Source organism: uncultured Umboniibacter sp. (assembly GCF_947497555.1).
Classification (GTDB): Bacteria; Pseudomonadota; Gammaproteobacteria; order Pseudomonadales; family DSM-25080; genus Umboniibacter.
Window position 1 is genome coordinate 22,969 of record NZ_CANMGY010000008.1, and the last position, 17,264, is coordinate 40,232.

Below are 17,264 nucleotides of genomic sequence, written 5' to 3' on the forward strand. Positions count from 1 at the left end.
GCAGCTAATCGGGAATATAATCGGGCTGTTGCTCAGGCAACGCACGCTGAAAGGCCTCCTGTGACAAACAGCGGCACTCAATTTCGGCTAGCCGCTTAAATTCACTAGCCACATCAATACCGAACCTTCGGGCATTATATAGTTGAGGTATCAGGCAGATATCTGCTAATGAAGCAACCTTACCGACACTATAGGCGTCTTCCTTCAGCTGAGCGTCAAATGCGCTGAGCCCATCTCGAATCCAATGCTGCGACCATTGGAGGCGCTGAGCTTCGGTAACACCAATCTCTGATGAGAGGTATTTAAGGACTCTTAAGTTCTGCAGAGGTTGTGTGTCACAACCAAGTATCGCCGCCAAGGCGCGAATCTTTGCACGCTGTTCAGCATCACCCAAAACGAGTAACCTTTCGGGAAATTTTTCGTCAAGCCAAGCCATGATTGCGAAGCTTTGAGTTAGCAGCCCATCTGACGTTTCAAGTGCTGGGAGTAAGCGCTGAGGATTGATTGATTGGTAGTCATCCGATAGCTGCGCTCCCAGTTTTAAGTTCACGGGAATCTGAGTATACCGAACGCCTTTGAGATTGAGCGCTATTCGGACTCGAAAACTAGCCGACGATCGGTAATAACTGTACAGCTTCATGTGGGGTTATCCTAAAACTCAATACTATTGACAGCGGCATCATTGCCAGAACTCTTTGTACGAATAGTTCTTGCTACGAAAAACTGTGACTATTCGATCATATTTTAATGACTAGTGTACTAGTCAATCTGTATCTATTTTCTAACATAGCAACAAAGATCAAACAACCGTTGAAAACGTCCCGCTTACTCGCTTTCCACGCGAAAACCTAACGGCGCTGCATCACTAAGCAATTCCCTTCACTTGGACTTAGCAGCTAGTTGTTGTAGCCACTGGCGCCATTAACCCGCGCTCTCATGAACAACTCTGGATAGCACTGGTTCGGGAAAGATCAGTACCTATTGATAGTTTTTTTGGTTACATGAGAAACTAATAGCGTAATACTGATAAAAAAACGGTTACACTAGGTCAGCTAAAAACTTGGAGAGATACACCTCATGTTCGAACATTTAGAAAATTTCCCCGCGGACCCAATCCTTAAATTGATGGGCGAATATCAGGCCGATTCTCGCGCCGAAAAAATTGATTTAGGTGTCGGTGTTTATAAGAATGAAGAAGGTGATACTCCCGTCCTCAAAGCTGTCAAGATTGCCGAGGCCAGAATACTTGAGTCTGAATCCACCAAATCCTACGTTGGCCCTGCTGGAAATCACGAGTTCAACCAACTCCTGAGCGCCGAACTCCTTGGTCAAAATCATTCTGCAATATCCGCTGGGCGCGTAAAGGCCATCCAAACACCCGGTGGTTGTGGCGCACTAAAGGCGTTGGCTGATTTAATCGCTAGAACCAAGCCTGGTGCCAAGGTATTCGTAAGTAATCCGACGTGGGCTAATCACGAAGCCATTTTTTCCGGTTCGGGTTTGACTGTCGAATATTACGGCTATTACGACAAAGCAAACAGCCAACTCACTTTCGACCTCATGATGCAGGACCTTCAAAAGGCTAAAGCGGGCGATTTAGTATTAGTCCACGGCTGTTGTCACAATCCATGTGGCGCAGATTTATCGTTAGCGCAATGGCAGATGTTTGCGGAGCTAGCCAATAAAAATGGCTTTACACCCTTCATTGATGTCGCCTATCAAGGTTTCGGTATCGATCTCGAAACAGACGCTGCGGGTCTTCGCCTAGTCGCCGAACAATGTCCTGAAGTACTTATCGCTGCCAGCTGCTCCAAAAACTTTGGTTTGTATCGCGAACGAACTGGACTGGCGATGCTGATTACTCATGATGAAACGGCCACTACTAAAGCGCTCAGCCAACTCTTGGCGGCAACGCGCGCGAATTACTCAATGCCTCCCTCTCATGGAGCAGCCATTGTTGCAGAAATCCTGAGCACCGAGCTGAAAACCCTCTGGATTGAAGAGCTTGAAGCAATGCACGGACGAATTTCGGGGTTGCGTCAGGCGCTCAACCGAGCATTGAAAGCTCGTGGTGCGAATAATTTCGATTTCATCGAGGAGCAAAAAGGCATGTTTAGCTTTTTAGGCCTTAGCGAAGCGCAGGTTGCGCGACTTAAGTCTGAATATGCTATTTACATGGTGGGTTCATCACGAATCAATATTGCTGGGATTAGCTCAGCGAACCTCGAGTACTTAGCTGATAGCATTGTCGCGGTACTCGAATAACGATCGTGCTCAGCGACTTCCAAATAGTCGTCGTTGAGCACGCTCGCTTCGCCAGCGAAGCAAAGCAACTCGAAGGCCTAGGATAAACTCGCCGGCACGCGGATGTATTTTCTTTCCCATCGCAAGTAAATACATCTGGCATTGATACCAGCTACTCAATTGGGAACTTGCCTTTGAAGTAGCTGTATCACTCGGCCAGGACGACGGCCACTTAAACTGAGGATTCGCTAACATTTGCTTTGGCAAATCAGGCATTAGTACACAATGACGATCGAAGGCAATCAAGTCGAACGGCGTGGTGAATGGCAAATGGGTATCCTCTTGAAAAACGCAAGCATCAACTGAACCAATCATTGCCGTTTCGGTAAATTGCTCCGCCAACGACTCGAGCGTCATTTTTCCGATAAGCTGAATTGAAGCTAAATGTTGATTTAGAAGAGAGACAAAATGCTGAGTCGACTCGCCCTCATCATCACTCGCAAAAGCCGCAACATCGAGGGTTAAACTCACTAAGAAATTAGGCTGAACCGCTTTGCGAATTTCGGTCAAGATCGCAATGACAAGCGATGCGCGTCGACCGCCATCACCGCCCCACATATCACTGCGTTGATTAACCTCTTCATTCAGCGAAGCGCCAAGAAAATGTCCGCCATGCGCCGCAATTTGCACCCCAGAAAACCCTGCTAATTCAGCTCGTCGACTTGCTTGAACGAATTCTTGAATGATAGCCATCAGACTTTCTGAGCCAAGGTCATTAATGCTGGACTCTGGCGAAATACAATAATAACCAAGCTGGAGCCAGCTCTGGCTATTATTCACTTGTCCAGCTTTGGCAAGACGACGATAGGCCACCATATCGCTCTCATCATCTAAAACGAGATCGCCTTGGGGGGTGTTATCACTCCGATTAATCCAGACAGTACCACTGATAATCACCCCCGAGCCACCTTCTGACCAGCACCGGTAGAGTTGATCTAGTTGATGCGTGGGGTCATTCAACGGATTAGCTAAACCCTCTTGGCAGGATCCCTTTACAAAACGATTTTTAGCCTCGCTTGCATCGGCAAACTTGATAGGACTCGATAACGAACTTGTAGCTACTGACATTGGAGCGCTTCCCGAACTTCGTGATAGATGGTACCGGACTCTGCTTCGTTAACGTTGCTTAGTCGTGCTGATGACCGCCCACACCGTGAGCATGACCGTGCGCGAGTTCATCAGCCGAAGCTTCACGAACATCCATAACCTCCAAATCAAAGGTTAAGGTCTTACCCGCAAACGGATGATTTGCATCAACATCCACATTCTTCAACCCTACCTTAAGTACGACCATCTCGCTAACACCATTGGCGGTATTTACTGCTACGGTGTCGCCAACCTTTGGCTTCTTTTTCTTAGCTCCTTGAATGTGCTTGAGTGGCACGCGAAGAGTCTGCCCCTCCACACGGTCACCATACGTCTCTGCCGGCGGTAATTCAGCGGTGATCTTGGCACCTTTTTCCTGCCCATCCAGCAACTTTTCAATACCATCGAACATACCGTTGTGACCATGGAGATAAAGTATTGGGTCAGTCTCTCGAGACGTTTCTAATTGAGCTCCAGCTTCACTAGCCGTGTAGTGGAAGCTAACAACAGAATCCTTGGAGATTTTCATAGTACATCCTTAAAAAATGCGAATTAACTTGCATTATGATGGGGCAGTGAGATTTGAGCAACTCTATGCGTACATCTTGAGGCCTCGAAACGAGTTCATCAAAAAGAACGACCCTATAGCTCGCCTTGGGAATGGCTTATCGCCGATCAACCACTAGGCGTAGTTGCCATCCAAAAACGATCATTTTGATCATGGACTCGGGCGCTAAACCAGCCGCTAATCGCCCAAAATACGCCATTTAACGAGACAGTTATCGAATCCCAAACGTCGCGTCGTAATCTCACGCAATTGATTCCGTAAACCTCATGAATTTCGTCTAGAGTCCGTGTATAGGATGGAGAAAATCGAAGTGAGTTTAACGCCAAAATGAATAAATTTTATTATTTGCGATTTCGCTGGCAATTAACGCTAGCGGTGGGAATTCCGCTGGTCGTATTGCTTTTATTCCTTGCTAACTCGGTGATGCAGAATCTAGTTCGTTCTCAGGAAATAAAAAATCTAGCTACCACCTATGAATCATACTCGGTAATTGGCGCGCAAATTTCCAAACTCGAGGCACTTGGCATTATGGCTATCACAGGCTCTCAGGAAGATACCATTGCCCTAGCCAACCCATTGAGCACCAGCAACGAGTTGATAGCTGACATCACTTCTGCGGGTATGACCCCGGAGCTACAACAGGAATTCACCGTTTGGCTGGAAAGCCTCAATAACCTGGCTTCGATCGTAATGACCCAGGAGTTGAGTGGCGAAGAGCTTACTATACGAGTACGAGCCGAAATTGAAAACGGCGACAACCTCGCGCAATCCCTCGTAGCAGATATTGCTGACGATCAATCTGGGAGGGAGACAGACGCTTTTTCACAGCTCTTTAGCTTGGGCACAAGAGTGTCCTTAGAATCATTGCTGATTAGTAGTTATTCTGAATGGCCCAGCATTGCAATTAGCAAGTCACTAACACTCAATGATATTCAACAATCCATTGCAATGCGGCGATATCTAACCCTGTCCGCGCGCGAAGAAGACAAGCGTACTCTGCTAGACATCACTCAGACACCCGAATTCCTTCATGCAATTGAGTTACGCCAGTTAGCGAGCAACGCAAATGGCGGCCAGATGAACCTCTCTGATGCAGATATAGCTCAGCTCACGGCACGAAGTCTCCTCATTGAAGCGTTAATCAAAACATCCAAAGATGGCATTATTGATGATGCTAGCTTGCGATCTAACGAGCTACTCATTGACGCTTATTTAAACTTAATATTGATGATTCTTATCGTACTCACGACAGTGAGCTTGGGCGTTCTTGTATCACGCAGGGTCCTTCAGACGATCAACACAGTAGCTAGATGTTTAGAAACAGTAGAAGCGAAAAGAGATTTTTCGCAGCGCGTTGATATTCCAGGTAATGATGAGTTTGCTGAATTCGGACAAACAATCAATACGCTAATTGAAGCTCGGACCCGCAATCAACACGTAATCCGTGAAGAGCGCGATAACGTTTTAGAGGCTAAGAACGAAGCCGATAAAGCGAATACGGCAAAAAGTTTGTTTCTCGCAAAAATGTCGCACGAAATTCGTACCCCCCTGAATGGGATTATCGGTATGAGCGATATTCTTCGCCGCTCAGACCTAAGTTCCGCTCAAGCCGCGCACTTGAGCACTATCCTGACGTCATCCAAGCATCTACTAAATCTCATTAATGATGTTCTAGATATCTCCAAGATTGAAGCTAAATCCCTAACGATTTTGCCAGTCGACTGCGATATCTGGCAGCTCTTTACCGACATCACCGCCATTGTCATACCGGAATTGCAGCAAAATTCTAATCAGTTTGAGTTCCAAGCACCTGATGATCTTCCATCAACGCTAATCTTAGATGATCACCGTTTAAAACAAATCTTACTCAACCTTTTGGGGAATGCCGTCAAATTCACTGACCATGGCACCGTCTCATTAATCATTGAGTACCCCCCTTATGAGCAACCGGAGCATCAATGGCTCTACTGTCATATCAAGGACACGGGAATTGGTATTAATGAGCAAGCTACTGAGAAAATCTTCGAGCCTTTCAAACAGGCTGATGATTATATTGCACGAGATTTCCATGGTACGGGTTTAGGATTAGCAATTTCTCGACAGCTTGCGCGCTTGATGGGCGGTGATATAACCGTAGTGAGTGAGTCAGAAAAGGGCTCCACCTTTACGGTTTCCATTCCTATTTCAGGCAGCGCCGACACATTTGATAATTCACAGTTAAAGGATCTTCCAGTTTACTGGTTAGCGCGAGATAACCACTCAGCAAGATCAACCTGGCAGAGTTTGCATTACTTTTTCCCTAAACTGAAGAAGCTGGGCGATGACGAGGTTCCCGAGAATGCTATCGTTGTAGCTCAGCCGGAAAACTCCGAGCATCTGATCGCTTTACTGCAAATTTTATCGCATCGAAAACTCACTCACCGAGCAGTGATCGTTAGGGACTCATGCCTAGTGATTAACGACCGGGTGCTAGATGAAACCGAGATTGGCTCGGTTTACAAGCTACCAATTCGCGGTAAGACCCTAGCACAACATTTAATTAATTTTAGTACTCAGTGTGGTGATTCCTTTCAGCTTGACGTTCGGGGGGACGGCTTGAGAGTGCTCGTAGTAGAGGATAACCCAGTCAACCAAATGGTGGCCCAACTAGGGCTTGAAGAGCATGGCTTTGAGGTCATTCTCGCCGATGACGGCGAAATAGGCATTAGTGAGTGGGTTAAAGCCATTACCCAGGGCTCTCCTTTTGATATTGTGCTAATGGATTGCATGATGCCGGTAATGGATGGCTTTCAATGTACTCAAGGTATCAGAGCTAAGGAAAAAACGTTGAACCGCGAACCCGTTCCGATTGTCGCGCTCACTGCAAGTGTCTTGGAGGATGATGTGACGGCCTGCCTTGACGCTGGTATGGATGCCATTGTTCACAAGCCGTATGAGATTGAGGTCTTGATAAGAAAAATTCTAACCATTATTTCGTAGAAGCGGTCAAGGCAGCTACCGCTCCGTGCGGACGGGCTTTATTACTCGTATCACTAAAGCAAATCGTGATAGATATTACACTTAGCATGACAGAATTTGACGAATTGCATTGCAGGCTTCTGACAGCGTCTCATTGTAGCTATCGATACCGCAAATAATGTCGTTTACACGTCCATCCCTAGCCTGTTGGTCCAACAGTACGGCTAATTCCTTCAGCTTCATAGCACCCACATTCTCTGCTACCCCTTTGACTGAGTGGATAATTCTGGCAACGGTCTCGAAGTCACTATTGACGTCGTGAGCGGTGAAGCGATAACTCCCGCCCTCAACCGAATCGACGAATTTTTGAAGAATCTTTTTGTAGATAATCTCATGCCCATTTAATAGTGATAGCGCATGAGCTTGATCAATCACTGACATTAGAACTGCATCCTATTTCAGTTAGTCTTAATCGGATTATAGCTTTCAATCTAGGCTTTGCTGAGTGACCTAGCTAGTCTATTGCTTCGTCAATCTGTTTCAATTCAGTAACCATGACCACGAAAAAATCCCGAGTCATCGACTGATTAGAAATTCAGATTCGCCGATGTTTAGAACAATGAGATCACTCGAAACACTGGGGTTTTACCATCAGGCGTCTTATAGTAGGAACTTACCAACACGATAATTTCGAGGTCACCAATGAACTTCCAAGATGTGGTGAAGACGCGCCGAAGTGTGCGTGGTTACTTACCCAAAATGATTCCTCAGGAAACGTTAACGCGCATTCTAACGCTGGCTAATTTGGCGCCCAGCAACTGCAACATTCAACCTTGGTATGTTTATGTGGCGTCGGGACAAAGCCTACAGACATTAAAAGCGGCCTATCTCAAGGCAGCTAAAAACTCTCAACCAAATCCAGACTACCCCAGCCCCCGCCCCTTTCCAGAACCTTATCGACAGCGTCAAATTGACTGCGCGATTGAACTCTACAAGGAAATGGGGATCGCTCGGGGTGATAAGGCCGCGCGTGATGCTGCCACACTACGAAACTTTGAATTCTTCGATGCACCCCACGTGCTGTTCATTGGTATGGATGCGAAATTTGGCGCTAGTGTCGCATTAGATGTTGGCATGTACGCTCAAACCTTGATGTTAGCGCTGACATCAGAGGGTTTGGCCAGCTGTGCTCAGGGCGCACTGCGTCAGTATCCCGATATCGTCAGGGACTTTTTCGGTCTTGGAGACAATATCAACATTTTAATGGGGCTATCATTTGGCTACGAGGACACGACTGTCGCAGCAAACAGAACGCGAATTAGCCGAGAAGATATAGCCGGCTCCGTGGTGTTTAGAGAGTAATTAAAAACCCTAGAAATTAAGCAACGCTACGTGGTGGGTGGTAGAAAGCGGAAGCGCTCGTGAACACCCGTTACAGCAATCGGTTTACCGGCAAGCTCAATGGGCCGGTACAACCATTGCTTTAAAGCATCCATCGCGGCTTGCTCAAAAACGCCTTCAGGGTCTGCAGCTACTACTTTGATATCAACGGCACGGCCCTCTTCATTGATGGTGAATGCCAGTTCTACCTCGCCTTCTCTCCCTAAGCCATTAGCAGGATATTGAGGCAGTATGCGCACAACGGGCGCAGGTTGTTCTCGATCTAAAGCGTCTGAGTTAATTGGGCTAAATGCAAAGAACAAAGCGATAGTGAGGATGAAGGTGAGTCTAATCACGAAGGCTCCTAAGCGATGAGATAAATTGTTTTCGCAGTTGTACCATAGCCATTCCCTTTCTGTCATGGTCATGTATCATAATTAACTACTAACGATAATAATAAAAGGTGTTTAGATGCTTCGTAAATTGTTAATTGGGATTTCATTGAGCGCACTCATTACCGGCTGTGCCACAACACGTCCCAATAACCTAAACAATATGTGCAGTATCTTCGAGCAACGCTCAGATTGGTATGATGCAGCACTGGAAGCCGAAGATCGCTGGGGTACGCCCATTCAAGTACCCATGTCCATTATCTATCAAGAGAGTTCGTTTCGTCACGATGCCCAACCGCCAATGCGCTACTTCCTGTTTATTCCCTATGGTCGAGCCAGTTCGGCCTATGGCTACCCTCAGGCAAAAGATGAAACCTGGGATGAATATATCCGTGAGACAGGTAACTGGGGAGCAGACAGAGATGACTTTGAGGACGCCATCGATTTCGTTGCGTGGTACGTTAATAAAACCCAACGAATCACCGGCGTTTCAAAGTGGGATGCCTACAACCAATACTTAGCCTATCACGAGGGAAGGGGCGGTTTTAGTCGCGGCTCTTACCAAAGTAAGACATGGCTGCTGAACACCGCGAGACGTGTCGACGACCGAGCAAAAAGCTATAGCGCCCAGTATCGAGATTGTAAAGATGACCTCGATAGCTGGTTCTAGACCAAGTCACACCTCAATATGACGTCGTGCTCAGCAGATCTCGTCCGAGTTTACTCCACGATAATCGTAATCTTCTCTGAGACCACCATTGGCTCATGGGGTATATGGAAATGATCGCCTAAGATGAGCTGAAGCGTGTGCTCGCCAGGCTCCAAGGTTAACTCAACCTCGGTTTGACCACCGCCAAAATGACGAACATTGCCGCCCATGGGCTTCCCTGGCTCGGGTAGCTCATCTTGATCGATGAGTAGGTGATGGTGTCCAGTATTTTCACGTTTAACACCGGCAGGAGCAACACCCATACCACTTAAACCGAAGACAATTTTAACTGGGGAAGTGACCGTTGCGCTATCCGCTGGCGTGACGATATAGAGCTCGACATCTTCGGCCGACGGGCTTGTCGCGAAGGCACTGCTTGATAGTAATAAAGACAGCACGAGACCAAGTTTTACAATTCGCTTATTCATTTTTCATCCTCACAATCAATGTAGTTTTCTACCTTAAAACGCGGTGTACACACCGCATTAAAAATTAGATCTTCGGAACCCGTATTGGTAATCCGTTGACGATCGCCTGCAGCGATGATAACCATTGCTCCAGCGACCACCTGTTGAGCAGGCTGATCGCCAACTTCCACCAGCCCTTCCCCCGCCAAAATAAAATAGCGTTCGGTGGTCTCACGAAGACGATGCCAGCGAGTGGCTGTACCCGGTTCGACTCTTGCCTGCGCAATCGACAGCATCGGGTCTCTAGGGTCATTGAGCAACTCGGTGATAAAACAACCTTCTTTGAAAAAGTACTCGCTTGGCGATGTAGTTTGGATCCAACTTCGATCGCTCATAGCTCATCTCCCAGGTGCTTCAGCGGTAATTGAGTCGTTGCTATCGGCGTCTGCAAAACAAAGGAACTCTGCACGCCCTTAACCCCCTCAAGCTCCGTTAAATGATGTAATAGAAAGTGTTGATAATAGTCTAAATCGGGGACCACCACCTTCAATAGATAGTCCGCATCCTGGCCAGTAATCATGGCGCACTCCACGACCTCATCAAATTGACGCAACGCCGCTTCAAAACGCTCGAAGTGATCGCGAGTGTGCCGTTCCAGGACAACATGCAAATACGCGGTTAAGCCGAGCCCCAGTTTTTTACGATCCAATAGCATCACACAGTTGGAAATATAACCTGCCTCTTCAAGCTGTTTAACTCGTCTGGCGCAGGGAGTCGGCGATAAGCCCACTCGCTCAGCCAAATCAATATTGGTGATGGAGCCATCTGACTGAAGAATTGAAAGTATCTTCTTATCTACTCTATCCATAGTGAAAAAACCTAACAAAAAGTAATTTATTAATTTAATTAGCTAAATATTAGCAAAATTATTTAAAATAGGCGATTCGCTCACTTTCAGTATTGAGCTATAATTTGATTATCTTTCAAACAGTAAATGGACCATTTCCGATGTCAGGCTTCAATCACCAAAAGTACCGCCCTATGCCAACGTTTAAACTCGCTGATCGTCAGTGGCCGGACGCGGATCTAAGTCACGCCCCAATTTGGTGTAGCGTTGACCTACGAGATGGTAACCAGGCACTGATTGAGCCAATGTCCGTTGAACAGAAATTGGAGATGTTTAGCAGCCTAGTTGAGCTGGGATTCAAGCAGATTGAAATTGGCTTCCCGTCAGCGTCTCAGACCGAATTCGAATTTTGCCGCAGGCTGATTGACGAAGGCCGCATTCCTTCAGATGTGACTATTCAGGTATTAGTTCAGGCGCGAAAGCACCTTATCGATAAGACCTATGAAGCGCTTAGTGGCGTCACCAAGGCAATTATCCATGTCTATAATTCCACCTCTATCGTCCAGCGAGAGAAAGTCTTCAAACTGGATAAAGAAGGTATTATTGAGATAGCCGAACAAGGCGCGAAGTGGGTCATGGAAGGCGCGGCAGGCTACCCGCACACCGAATGGCAATTCCAATATAGCCCAGAGAGTTTTACTGGCACAGAGGTCGACTTCGCGGTAACCGTATGTAATCACGTGATTAATATCTGGCAGCCCACCATTGAGCAACCATGCATTATCAATCTTCCAGCGACGGTGGAGACGAATACGCCGAACGTCTTCGCTGATCAAATTGAATATGCCTCGCGCCACTTGAGCCAGAGAGACGCGGTAAAGCTCAGTGTTCACACACACAATGACCGTGGTTGTGCCGTCGCCGCATCTGAAATGGCACTTCTCGCTGGCGCTGACCGAATAGAGGGAACGATCCTAGGTAACGGGGAACGTACCGGAAACATGGATATCATTACGCTTGCAATGAACCTATATAGCCAGGGCATTGATCCTGAGCTCGACTTAGGCAACATTGAGCAACATCTTGAAGTGTTCGAACGCTGTACCCAGTTACCTCGCCACCCACGTCACCCATGGGTTGGAGATTTGGTCTATACCGCATTCTCCGGCAGCCACCAGGACGCGATTAAAAAGTGCTTAGCAATTCAGCAGGATGACCAACCCTGGGACATCGCTTACCTCCCCATTGACCCGGCCGATTTAGGGCGCGACTACGAAGCCGTTATTCGCGTAAATAGCCAATCCGGAAAAGGCGGTATCGCCTATCTCTTGGAGCGCGAGTTTGGTGTTAAGTTACCTCGTTGGCTACAGATTAAGTTTAGCCAAGTTGTGCAGCGGGTGACCGACCAATCGGGCCGAGAGGTTTCCGCAGAATTACTTTACGAATTATTGTGGCAACATTTTGGCTCCCTTCCGAGCTATCAAATCACCAGTTACAACATTAAGAATGCTGATGAGCAGACCGCCATTGATGCGCTGCTTAAAATACACGATGAACCCCTGGCGATCCAAGCGACCGGTGGTGGCGCGCTAGAGGCGCTTTGCTTAGCGCTCAGCCACTCGCTCAGCTGCGAAATTAACATCAAACAGTACCACGAGCATGCGCTTCAGTCCGCGGCGAGTGCCGAGGCGATTTGTTACGTGGAAGCTGAGATTGATGGTGCGAGTCACATCGGCATCGGCAGAAGCCAAGATGTCATGGGCGCAGGATTCCAAGCCCTTATTGCGGCGGTTGCTCATCACGCTACGGCTATTGCGTAGCTGCAAGCCCCACGGAGCCATCGCCATTTAATTCGCACGTGGTATACTGCGCGGGATTTTAACGGCCGCTCTCATTAACGCGGCAATAACGGAGAAAACATGAGCAGCACAATTGACAGTCAACTTCTGCGCGAGGCTTTGGGCCAATTCCCCACTGGCGTAACAATTGTGACCGCGCTCGACGCAGCTCAACAGCCCATTGGCATGACAGTTTCTAGCTTTAACAGTGTTTCTTTGGATCCTGCACTGGTACTTTGGAGTGTTGGTAGAGAAGCGCATGCCTTCGAATCATTTAACGAAGCCTCGCATACCGTCATCCATGTACTTAACGCCGAGCAAAAAGAGCTATGCTTAACCTTTGCGACGCCTGGCGCCGATAAATTTGGCGCGACGGATACTGAGCTCAACCAGCACGGCATTCCCATGCTCAAGGACTTTGTCGCGCGTTTTCAATGTAAAGCCTACAACCACTATGATGGCGGCGATCACGTCATCCTCGTATCTGAAATTGAAAAGGTTGAGGTTAAGCCCAGCGCTACCCTTACATTCCATCGTGGCGACTTCGGACAGCTTGGCGAGTAATCAGCGTCTCTTTCTTATTTTTACCCTTATTGACTTTGGCGCTTGTCGCTAAGCGCTTCAATGGCGCCAAGGTAGAACACCGCAAGCCCTTCATTCACAGACCTGGAACTGTCCCGTTCTAGGTAACGCTCCGATTTTAAAACTTTTTGGCCGACGCCCGATGCCCGATTTATTTGCACATTACTGTGCCCCCAGAATACAGATTTATACCTCAATACTGACGTGCTGAAATTTCTTTGAACTTAACTGCATCCAAACCGTTCTAAGTGACGTCAAATAGAAAAGGAGCCTCATAAAGGACAAAATAATGAACGCATTAAAATGGATTCTGATGGTCCTATTTGTCGTCAGCGCACTCGTTGCGGTAAGCAATATCGGTACCAGCCATATTCACCTATCGGGTATGTCTGGGAACTTCGGCGCGCTAGAACCGTTCGTTGCTGCCATCGCGGTAATTTTTGCTCTGGCGATCGTTATTGGCGTAGGCATATTCCTAGCTATCGTGTTGGGAAGTGTCGCCGTCATCGTAATCTTCTCGATCTTGATTGCAGCGTCAGTTGCCCTATTACCGGCGATACTGCCGGCTCTGTTGGTCATAGGTATCATCTGGTTGATTGTGAATGTTTTCAGCGAGAAAGCTTAAGCGAGCTTAGCGAGGCCCCCCCCAAAACCTCGCTAAACTCCACTTTTTATCTCCTCCCCACGGAGATATCACACCTGCGCCCCATTTTGGGGCGCTTTTTTAATTAGTATCCCCAGCGTGCGCACAAAAAAGCCGCATCGAAATGCGGCTCTCTCTTCATTTTGCTAAATAAGTCTTTATTCGCCGATTGAAGCCTGCAAGCGCATCATCCAACGACCATAAAGGAACATTCCGAATGCCGAAATCAGCCCGACTGTGCCCATGATGTACCAAACTAAACCGATATCATTTGCCTCATAAAGCATCTGCTGCGCCGCCAATGATTCCATTCCGGTGAAATCCACTAAACGATAGAATGCTTCGCCAATAGGAATCGCATCCACCTCAGCGGTACTGACACCGTGATTCAATAGATAATCGCGAGAGATATTGTCCTTTGACGCCCAGCGATCGTACATCCACGGGCCCAACCAGCTTTCCAGAGTCCAACCAATGAACAGTGGGAACTGAGAGAAACCTAGGTACATTGCTTTTTTGCCGCGAGGAGCCATATTCCCAAGATACTCGGAGAACTTAGGGCTAGATAACATTTCACCAATACTGAAAGTGGTGATGGCTAGCGCCACAAACCAAGCATAGTTAAAGCCGCCGATGGCCAGTAATGCGCCGGAACTCATAATGGTGCCTAAGGTAATTGCGCTGATGGCCTTAAATTTCGAGGAGATCCAGGCGAATAGGAAACAGACTGTCATGATCAGCATCGCATTGATGTTCACCAAACCTTCTGGGAGCACTCGAGTACCGTCGTTATCCAGCACCATGAGTTTCGTTGCAATAGGACCAGGCGTGGAGCCGTCGGACCAAATGGCACTCACAATGGTTGAGGTATCTACCCATTCCGCAATGTGAACAGGTAATACATCGAACAGAGACATGAACATGAACCAAAAGCCCGAGAACACGATGAGATACATCATTAAGGGTGGGTTTGCCAACTCCTTTAATGACTCTTTCACTAGGCTTGTTTGTTCAACGGCAGCGGCTTTACGCGCGAGACGTTCCTCTTTACCCACTTCCTGATACGTTAGTAACAGGAGCAAATTACAGGCAATAATCGCGGTACAGGCCAAAAAGACAAATTGCCAATCAAGCTGGCGCAACGCACCGGCTACGATAGGAGCCAAGGCTCCACCGATATTTACCGTTTGATAGAAGATCCCCCAGGCCATTGAGGAATTTTCTCGATTGGTCGACATCACCAGTGTGCCCTGAATCCCGGGTTTAAACACACCCGTTCCCAGCGCCAACATCACTGCACCCGCGAAGAAGCCCCAATAGGTTGGGAAAAGCGCCATTATCACGTAGCCCAACATCTTTAGAATGGTTGAGACGAAGATAGTTTCTTTGTAACCGTAGCGATCAGATAAACCGCCCGTTAAAACTGGGATCAATGACTGAATAATTGACCACACGACAAAGATAGACCCGAGTGCCGTCATGGTAATACCCAAACCGCCTTCTGATTCAGCGGTGGTGGCGTAAATCGGTGCCGTGGAACGAACCCCATAGTAGGCCAATCGTTCTACCAGCTCCATTCCGCCCACTACCCAAAATACGTAGCTAAGTGATGCTATTGATGCAAACAGCCCTAACTGCTTAACATCACGTGCCGCACTAACGGCATCATTTAATCGTGAATTGTCGTTCGACATAATCTCTCCGTACCTAAAAAAGTACTTATCGTTATAATTAAAAATACCCAGCGATACTAACCCGATGCCCGCCAGTAAAAAAGCAGTAATCTTTGTAGCGAGTTCTACCCGACCACATTTTAAGGATCAAAGGTAGTTGCTGCAGTTAACACTGAATATTTCTGTATAACGAAGGAAGCGTGAGGAAAAGTTTCGGTGGATGACAATTGTTTTTAAATAGCTATTCAGGGCCTTAAACCCATAAAAAAAAGCGGTTTGAGGCTCAGCACAATTAACACGCCTACATCAACAAACCGCTTAATAAGGATAGCTCACTGTAAGCAAGTACTTACATCATGAGCTCTTAATGAATCAATTACACTGTAATGATCTTCATATTGTTAGTTCCGCCCGGGCGATTAACGCTTCCATAGGTCAGAATGAACTGTTCCCCCGGCTGAACCCAACCACGCTGATTCAGCGCATGGGTCACCATCTCAGCGCGAGTATCAGAGACCATTTCATCGGCACTAATAAGCACTGGAGTCACGTTACGTAACAGCGCTAGACGGTTGGCAACACGCTTGCGTCGACAGAATGCCACAATAGGTAACGCGCCCGTCACACGAGACATCAAGGATGCGGTGTGTCCAGATTCCGTCATATTAGCAACCACCTTGATGGTTCCCATATGACGAGCGGTGTACATGGCCGCATTCGCAATGGCCTCATCTACCTGGCCAGAGTCCTGTTGTAGGGCCTCATCGCGAACAGCCTGTGGTTCGTAGGCCTCCGTACCTTCGATAACCGCCGCCATGGCCGTAACGGTTTCTACCGGATAACGACCCGCGGCAGTTTCGCCCGATAGCATTACCGCATCGGTACCATCTAATACTGCGTTAGCCACATCAAGGACTTCAGCACGCGTTGGCGCTGGTGCATCCATCATCGACTCCATCATCTGAGTTGCTGTGATCACCGGAACGCCAAGTTTTCGAGACCGTTCAATGATCTTCTTCTGGGCACCCGGCAGTGCAGCATCGCCAATTTCTACGGCAAGATCACCGCGGGCAACCATCACGACATCTGAAGCGGAAATCACATCAGTCATTGCTTCGGGCGTAGCGACTACTTCAGCACGCTCAATCTTAGCGACAATAAGCGCATTACCACCGGCCGCATTCATGCGTTGGCGGGCTTCCTCAAGATCTGCTCCCGTTCGCGGGAACGATACCGCAAGATAATCAACATCTAGTGATGCGGCCAATTCAATGTCTGCATAATCCTTCTCGGTAAGTGCCGCCGCCGAAAGACCGCCGCCTTCTTTGTTGATACCTTTGTTATTTGAAAGCTTACCCGCTACCACGACTTCACACTTGAGTTCCGTAGTCAGCTTCTCCTTAACGATAAGAACAACTCGACCATCGTCTAACAGCAGGCGATCACCCGGATCACAATCGGTAATTAAGGCTTCGTAATCTACCGCAACGGCATGCTTATCACCGGCGGTTTTATCCATATCGGTACGAAGCGAGAATTCGGCACCTTCTTCCAGCACCACTGAACCTTCAGCGAAACGAGCGATACGAATCTTTGGCCCTTGTAAGTCACCTAAAATCGCTACGTGTACACCCAACTCTGCCGACGCCTTGCGAACCTTCGTAACACGATCCTCATGATCTGCTGGATCGCCGTGAGAGAAGTTTAAACGCACTACGTTGGCACCGGCCGCAATGAGATCTTTTAACGTTTCGAAGTCTGTTGTTGCAGGGCCTAGCGTGGCTACAATTTTGGTATTTCGCATTAAGAAAGCCTTAAAAGTAATAAAATTACAGAGTATTTGATTGAAAACACTAACAAAAATGCTATCTCTAGCA

Annotated in this window: 17 protein-coding genes; 7 read left to right on the forward strand and 10 right to left on the reverse strand. The window is 47.7% G+C overall.

What is annotated here, in order from left to right; all coding sequences use genetic code 11:
* Positions 1–4: 4 nt before the first annotated feature.
* Complete coding sequence (maiA, locus tag Q0698_RS09905) at positions 5–640, reverse strand: maleylacetoacetate isomerase (RefSeq protein WP_298636321.1); 636 nt, start codon at positions 638–640, stop codon at positions 5–7.
* Between the two features lie 437 nt (positions 641–1,077).
* On the opposite strand from maiA, the gene Q0698_RS09910 reads away from it, so the two are divergent.
* Positions 1,078–2,265, forward strand: coding sequence for an amino acid aminotransferase (locus tag Q0698_RS09910; RefSeq protein WP_298636323.1), 1,188 nt, complete (start codon positions 1,078–1,080; stop codon positions 2,263–2,265).
* A 9-nt stretch (positions 2,266–2,274) separates the two neighbouring features.
* Here the strand turns inward: Q0698_RS09910 and Q0698_RS09915 are convergent, their stop codons facing one another.
* Both Q0698_RS09915 and Q0698_RS09920 read right to left on the reverse strand, forming a co-directional pair.
* Entirely contained in the window at positions 2,275–3,372 is a 1,098-nt protein-coding gene (locus tag Q0698_RS09915; protein WP_298636324.1) for a hypothetical protein, read from the reverse strand.
* A gap of 58 nt (positions 3,373–3,430) precedes the next feature.
* Positions 3,431–3,919, reverse strand: a complete 489-nt coding sequence (locus Q0698_RS09920) for a peptidylprolyl isomerase (RefSeq protein WP_298636327.1) — start codon at positions 3,917–3,919, stop codon at positions 3,431–3,433.
* A 366-nt stretch (positions 3,920–4,285) separates the two neighbouring features.
* Here Q0698_RS09920 and Q0698_RS09925 point away from each other — a divergent pair, with 366 nt between their 5' ends.
* Complete coding sequence (locus Q0698_RS09925; RefSeq protein ID WP_298636330.1) at positions 4,286–6,937, forward strand: ATP-binding protein; 2,652 nt, start codon at positions 4,286–4,288, stop codon at positions 6,935–6,937.
* A gap of 81 nt (positions 6,938–7,018) precedes the next feature.
* Here Q0698_RS09925 and Q0698_RS09930 read toward each other — a convergent pair whose 3' ends face one another.
* Positions 7,019–7,357: an Hpt domain-containing protein gene (locus Q0698_RS09930; RefSeq protein ID WP_298636332.1), complete on the reverse strand. Its 339-nt coding sequence runs from the start codon at positions 7,355–7,357 to the stop codon at positions 7,019–7,021.
* A 261-nt stretch (positions 7,358–7,618) separates the two neighbouring features.
* On the opposite strand from Q0698_RS09930, the gene Q0698_RS09935 reads away from it, so the two are divergent.
* A complete protein-coding gene (locus Q0698_RS09935) occupies positions 7,619–8,278 on the forward strand; it encodes a nitroreductase (RefSeq protein WP_298636334.1) in 660 nt (219 codons plus the stop codon).
* Positions 8,279–8,304: 26 nt separating this feature from the next.
* Here the strand turns inward: Q0698_RS09935 and Q0698_RS09940 are convergent, their stop codons facing one another.
* Positions 8,305–8,652 carry an energy transducer TonB gene (locus Q0698_RS09940; RefSeq protein ID WP_298636336.1) on the reverse strand — a complete coding sequence of 116 codons (348 nt, stop codon included), beginning with the start codon at positions 8,650–8,652 and terminating at the stop codon, positions 8,305–8,307.
* A gap of 115 nt (positions 8,653–8,767) precedes the next feature.
* Between Q0698_RS09940 and Q0698_RS09945 the strand changes: the two genes are divergently transcribed.
* Positions 8,768–9,358 carry a transglycosylase SLT domain-containing protein gene (locus Q0698_RS09945; RefSeq protein ID WP_298636339.1) on the forward strand — a complete coding sequence of 197 codons (591 nt, stop codon included), beginning with the start codon at positions 8,768–8,770 and terminating at the stop codon, positions 9,356–9,358.
* 50 nt (positions 9,359–9,408) lie between these two features.
* On the opposite strand, the gene Q0698_RS09950 is transcribed toward Q0698_RS09945, so the two are convergent.
* From Q0698_RS09950 to Q0698_RS09960, 3 genes are read right to left on the reverse strand one after another with little or no spacing between them, the layout of a single operon-like run.
* Positions 9,409–9,825: a DUF4399 domain-containing protein gene (locus Q0698_RS09950; RefSeq protein ID WP_298636341.1), complete on the reverse strand. Its 417-nt coding sequence runs from the start codon at positions 9,823–9,825 to the stop codon at positions 9,409–9,411.
* A complete protein-coding gene (locus Q0698_RS09955) occupies positions 9,822–10,199 on the reverse strand; it encodes a cupin domain-containing protein (protein ID WP_298636344.1) in 378 nt (125 codons plus the stop codon). Before Q0698_RS09955 ends, Q0698_RS09950 begins: the two co-directional genes overlap by 4 nt.
* On the reverse strand, positions 10,196–10,672 hold the full coding sequence (locus tag Q0698_RS09960; protein WP_298636346.1) for an Lrp/AsnC family transcriptional regulator: 477 nt from the start codon (positions 10,670–10,672) through the stop codon (positions 10,196–10,198). The genes Q0698_RS09955 and Q0698_RS09960 overlap by 4 nt, the downstream gene beginning before the upstream one ends.
* A gap of 140 nt (positions 10,673–10,812) precedes the next feature.
* On the opposite strand from Q0698_RS09960, the gene leuA reads away from it, so the two are divergent.
* The 3 genes from leuA to Q0698_RS09975 all read left to right on the forward strand — a co-directional run bounded on the left by leuA (position 10,813) and on the right by Q0698_RS09975 (position 13,696).
* Positions 10,813–12,471, forward strand: coding sequence for a 2-isopropylmalate synthase (gene leuA, locus Q0698_RS09965; protein WP_298636349.1), 1,659 nt, complete (start codon positions 10,813–10,815; stop codon positions 12,469–12,471).
* 99 nt (positions 12,472–12,570) lie between these two features.
* A complete protein-coding gene (locus Q0698_RS09970; protein WP_298636351.1) occupies positions 12,571–13,053 on the forward strand; it encodes a flavin reductase family protein in 483 nt (160 codons plus the stop codon).
* 307 nt (positions 13,054–13,360) lie between these two features.
* Positions 13,361–13,696: a hypothetical protein gene (locus tag Q0698_RS09975; RefSeq protein ID WP_298636352.1), complete on the forward strand. Its 336-nt coding sequence runs from the start codon at positions 13,361–13,363 to the stop codon at positions 13,694–13,696.
* Between the two features lie 176 nt (positions 13,697–13,872).
* Here Q0698_RS09975 and Q0698_RS09980 read toward each other — a convergent pair whose 3' ends face one another.
* Both Q0698_RS09980 and pyk read right to left on the reverse strand, forming a co-directional pair.
* On the reverse strand, positions 13,873–15,408 hold the full coding sequence (locus tag Q0698_RS09980; protein ID WP_298636353.1) for an MFS transporter: 1,536 nt from the start codon (positions 15,406–15,408) through the stop codon (positions 13,873–13,875).
* 355 nt (positions 15,409–15,763) lie between these two features.
* Positions 15,764–17,191, reverse strand: a complete 1,428-nt coding sequence (gene pyk / locus Q0698_RS09985; protein ID WP_298636354.1) for a pyruvate kinase — start codon at positions 17,189–17,191, stop codon at positions 15,764–15,766.
* Positions 17,192–17,264 lie beyond the last annotated feature (73 nt).

Excerpts from the sequence above, each read along its gene's own strand:
- maiA (WP_298636321.1), bottom strand. The coding sequence starts at position 640 with ATGAAGCTGTACAGTTATTACCGATCGTCGGCTAGTTTTCGAGTCCGA.
- Q0698_RS09910 (WP_298636323.1), top strand. The coding sequence starts at position 1,078 with ATGTTCGAACATTTAGAAAATTTCCCCGCGGACCCAATCCTTAAATTG.
- Q0698_RS09915 (WP_298636324.1), bottom strand. The coding sequence starts at position 3,372 with ATGTCAGTAGCTACAAGTTCGTTATCGAGTCCTATCAAGTTTGCCGAT.
- Q0698_RS09920 (WP_298636327.1), bottom strand. The coding sequence starts at position 3,919 with ATGAAAATCTCCAAGGATTCTGTTGTTAGCTTCCACTACACGGCTAGT.
- Q0698_RS09925 (WP_298636330.1), top strand. The coding sequence starts at position 4,286 with ATGAATAAATTTTATTATTTGCGATTTCGCTGGCAATTAACGCTAGCG.
- Q0698_RS09930 (WP_298636332.1), bottom strand. The coding sequence starts at position 7,357 with ATGTCAGTGATTGATCAAGCTCATGCGCTATCACTATTAAATGGGCAT.
- Q0698_RS09935 (WP_298636334.1), top strand. The coding sequence starts at position 7,619 with ATGAACTTCCAAGATGTGGTGAAGACGCGCCGAAGTGTGCGTGGTTAC.
- Q0698_RS09945 (WP_298636339.1), top strand. The coding sequence starts at position 8,768 with ATGCTTCGTAAATTGTTAATTGGGATTTCATTGAGCGCACTCATTACC.
- Q0698_RS09950 (WP_298636341.1), bottom strand. The coding sequence starts at position 9,825 with ATGAATAAGCGAATTGTAAAACTTGGTCTCGTGCTGTCTTTATTACTA.
- Q0698_RS09955 (WP_298636344.1), bottom strand. The coding sequence starts at position 10,199 with ATGAGCGATCGAAGTTGGATCCAAACTACATCGCCAAGCGAGTACTTT.
- Q0698_RS09960 (WP_298636346.1), bottom strand. The coding sequence starts at position 10,672 with ATGGATAGAGTAGATAAGAAGATACTTTCAATTCTTCAGTCAGATGGC.
- leuA (WP_298636349.1), top strand. The coding sequence starts at position 10,813 with ATGTCAGGCTTCAATCACCAAAAGTACCGCCCTATGCCAACGTTTAAA.
- Q0698_RS09970 (WP_298636351.1), top strand. The coding sequence starts at position 12,571 with ATGAGCAGCACAATTGACAGTCAACTTCTGCGCGAGGCTTTGGGCCAA.
- Q0698_RS09975 (WP_298636352.1), top strand. The coding sequence starts at position 13,361 with ATGAACGCATTAAAATGGATTCTGATGGTCCTATTTGTCGTCAGCGCA.
- Q0698_RS09980 (WP_298636353.1), bottom strand. The coding sequence starts at position 15,408 with ATGTCGAACGACAATTCACGATTAAATGATGCCGTTAGTGCGGCACGT.
- pyk (WP_298636354.1), bottom strand. The coding sequence starts at position 17,191 with ATGCGAAATACCAAAATTGTAGCCACGCTAGGCCCTGCAACAACAGAC.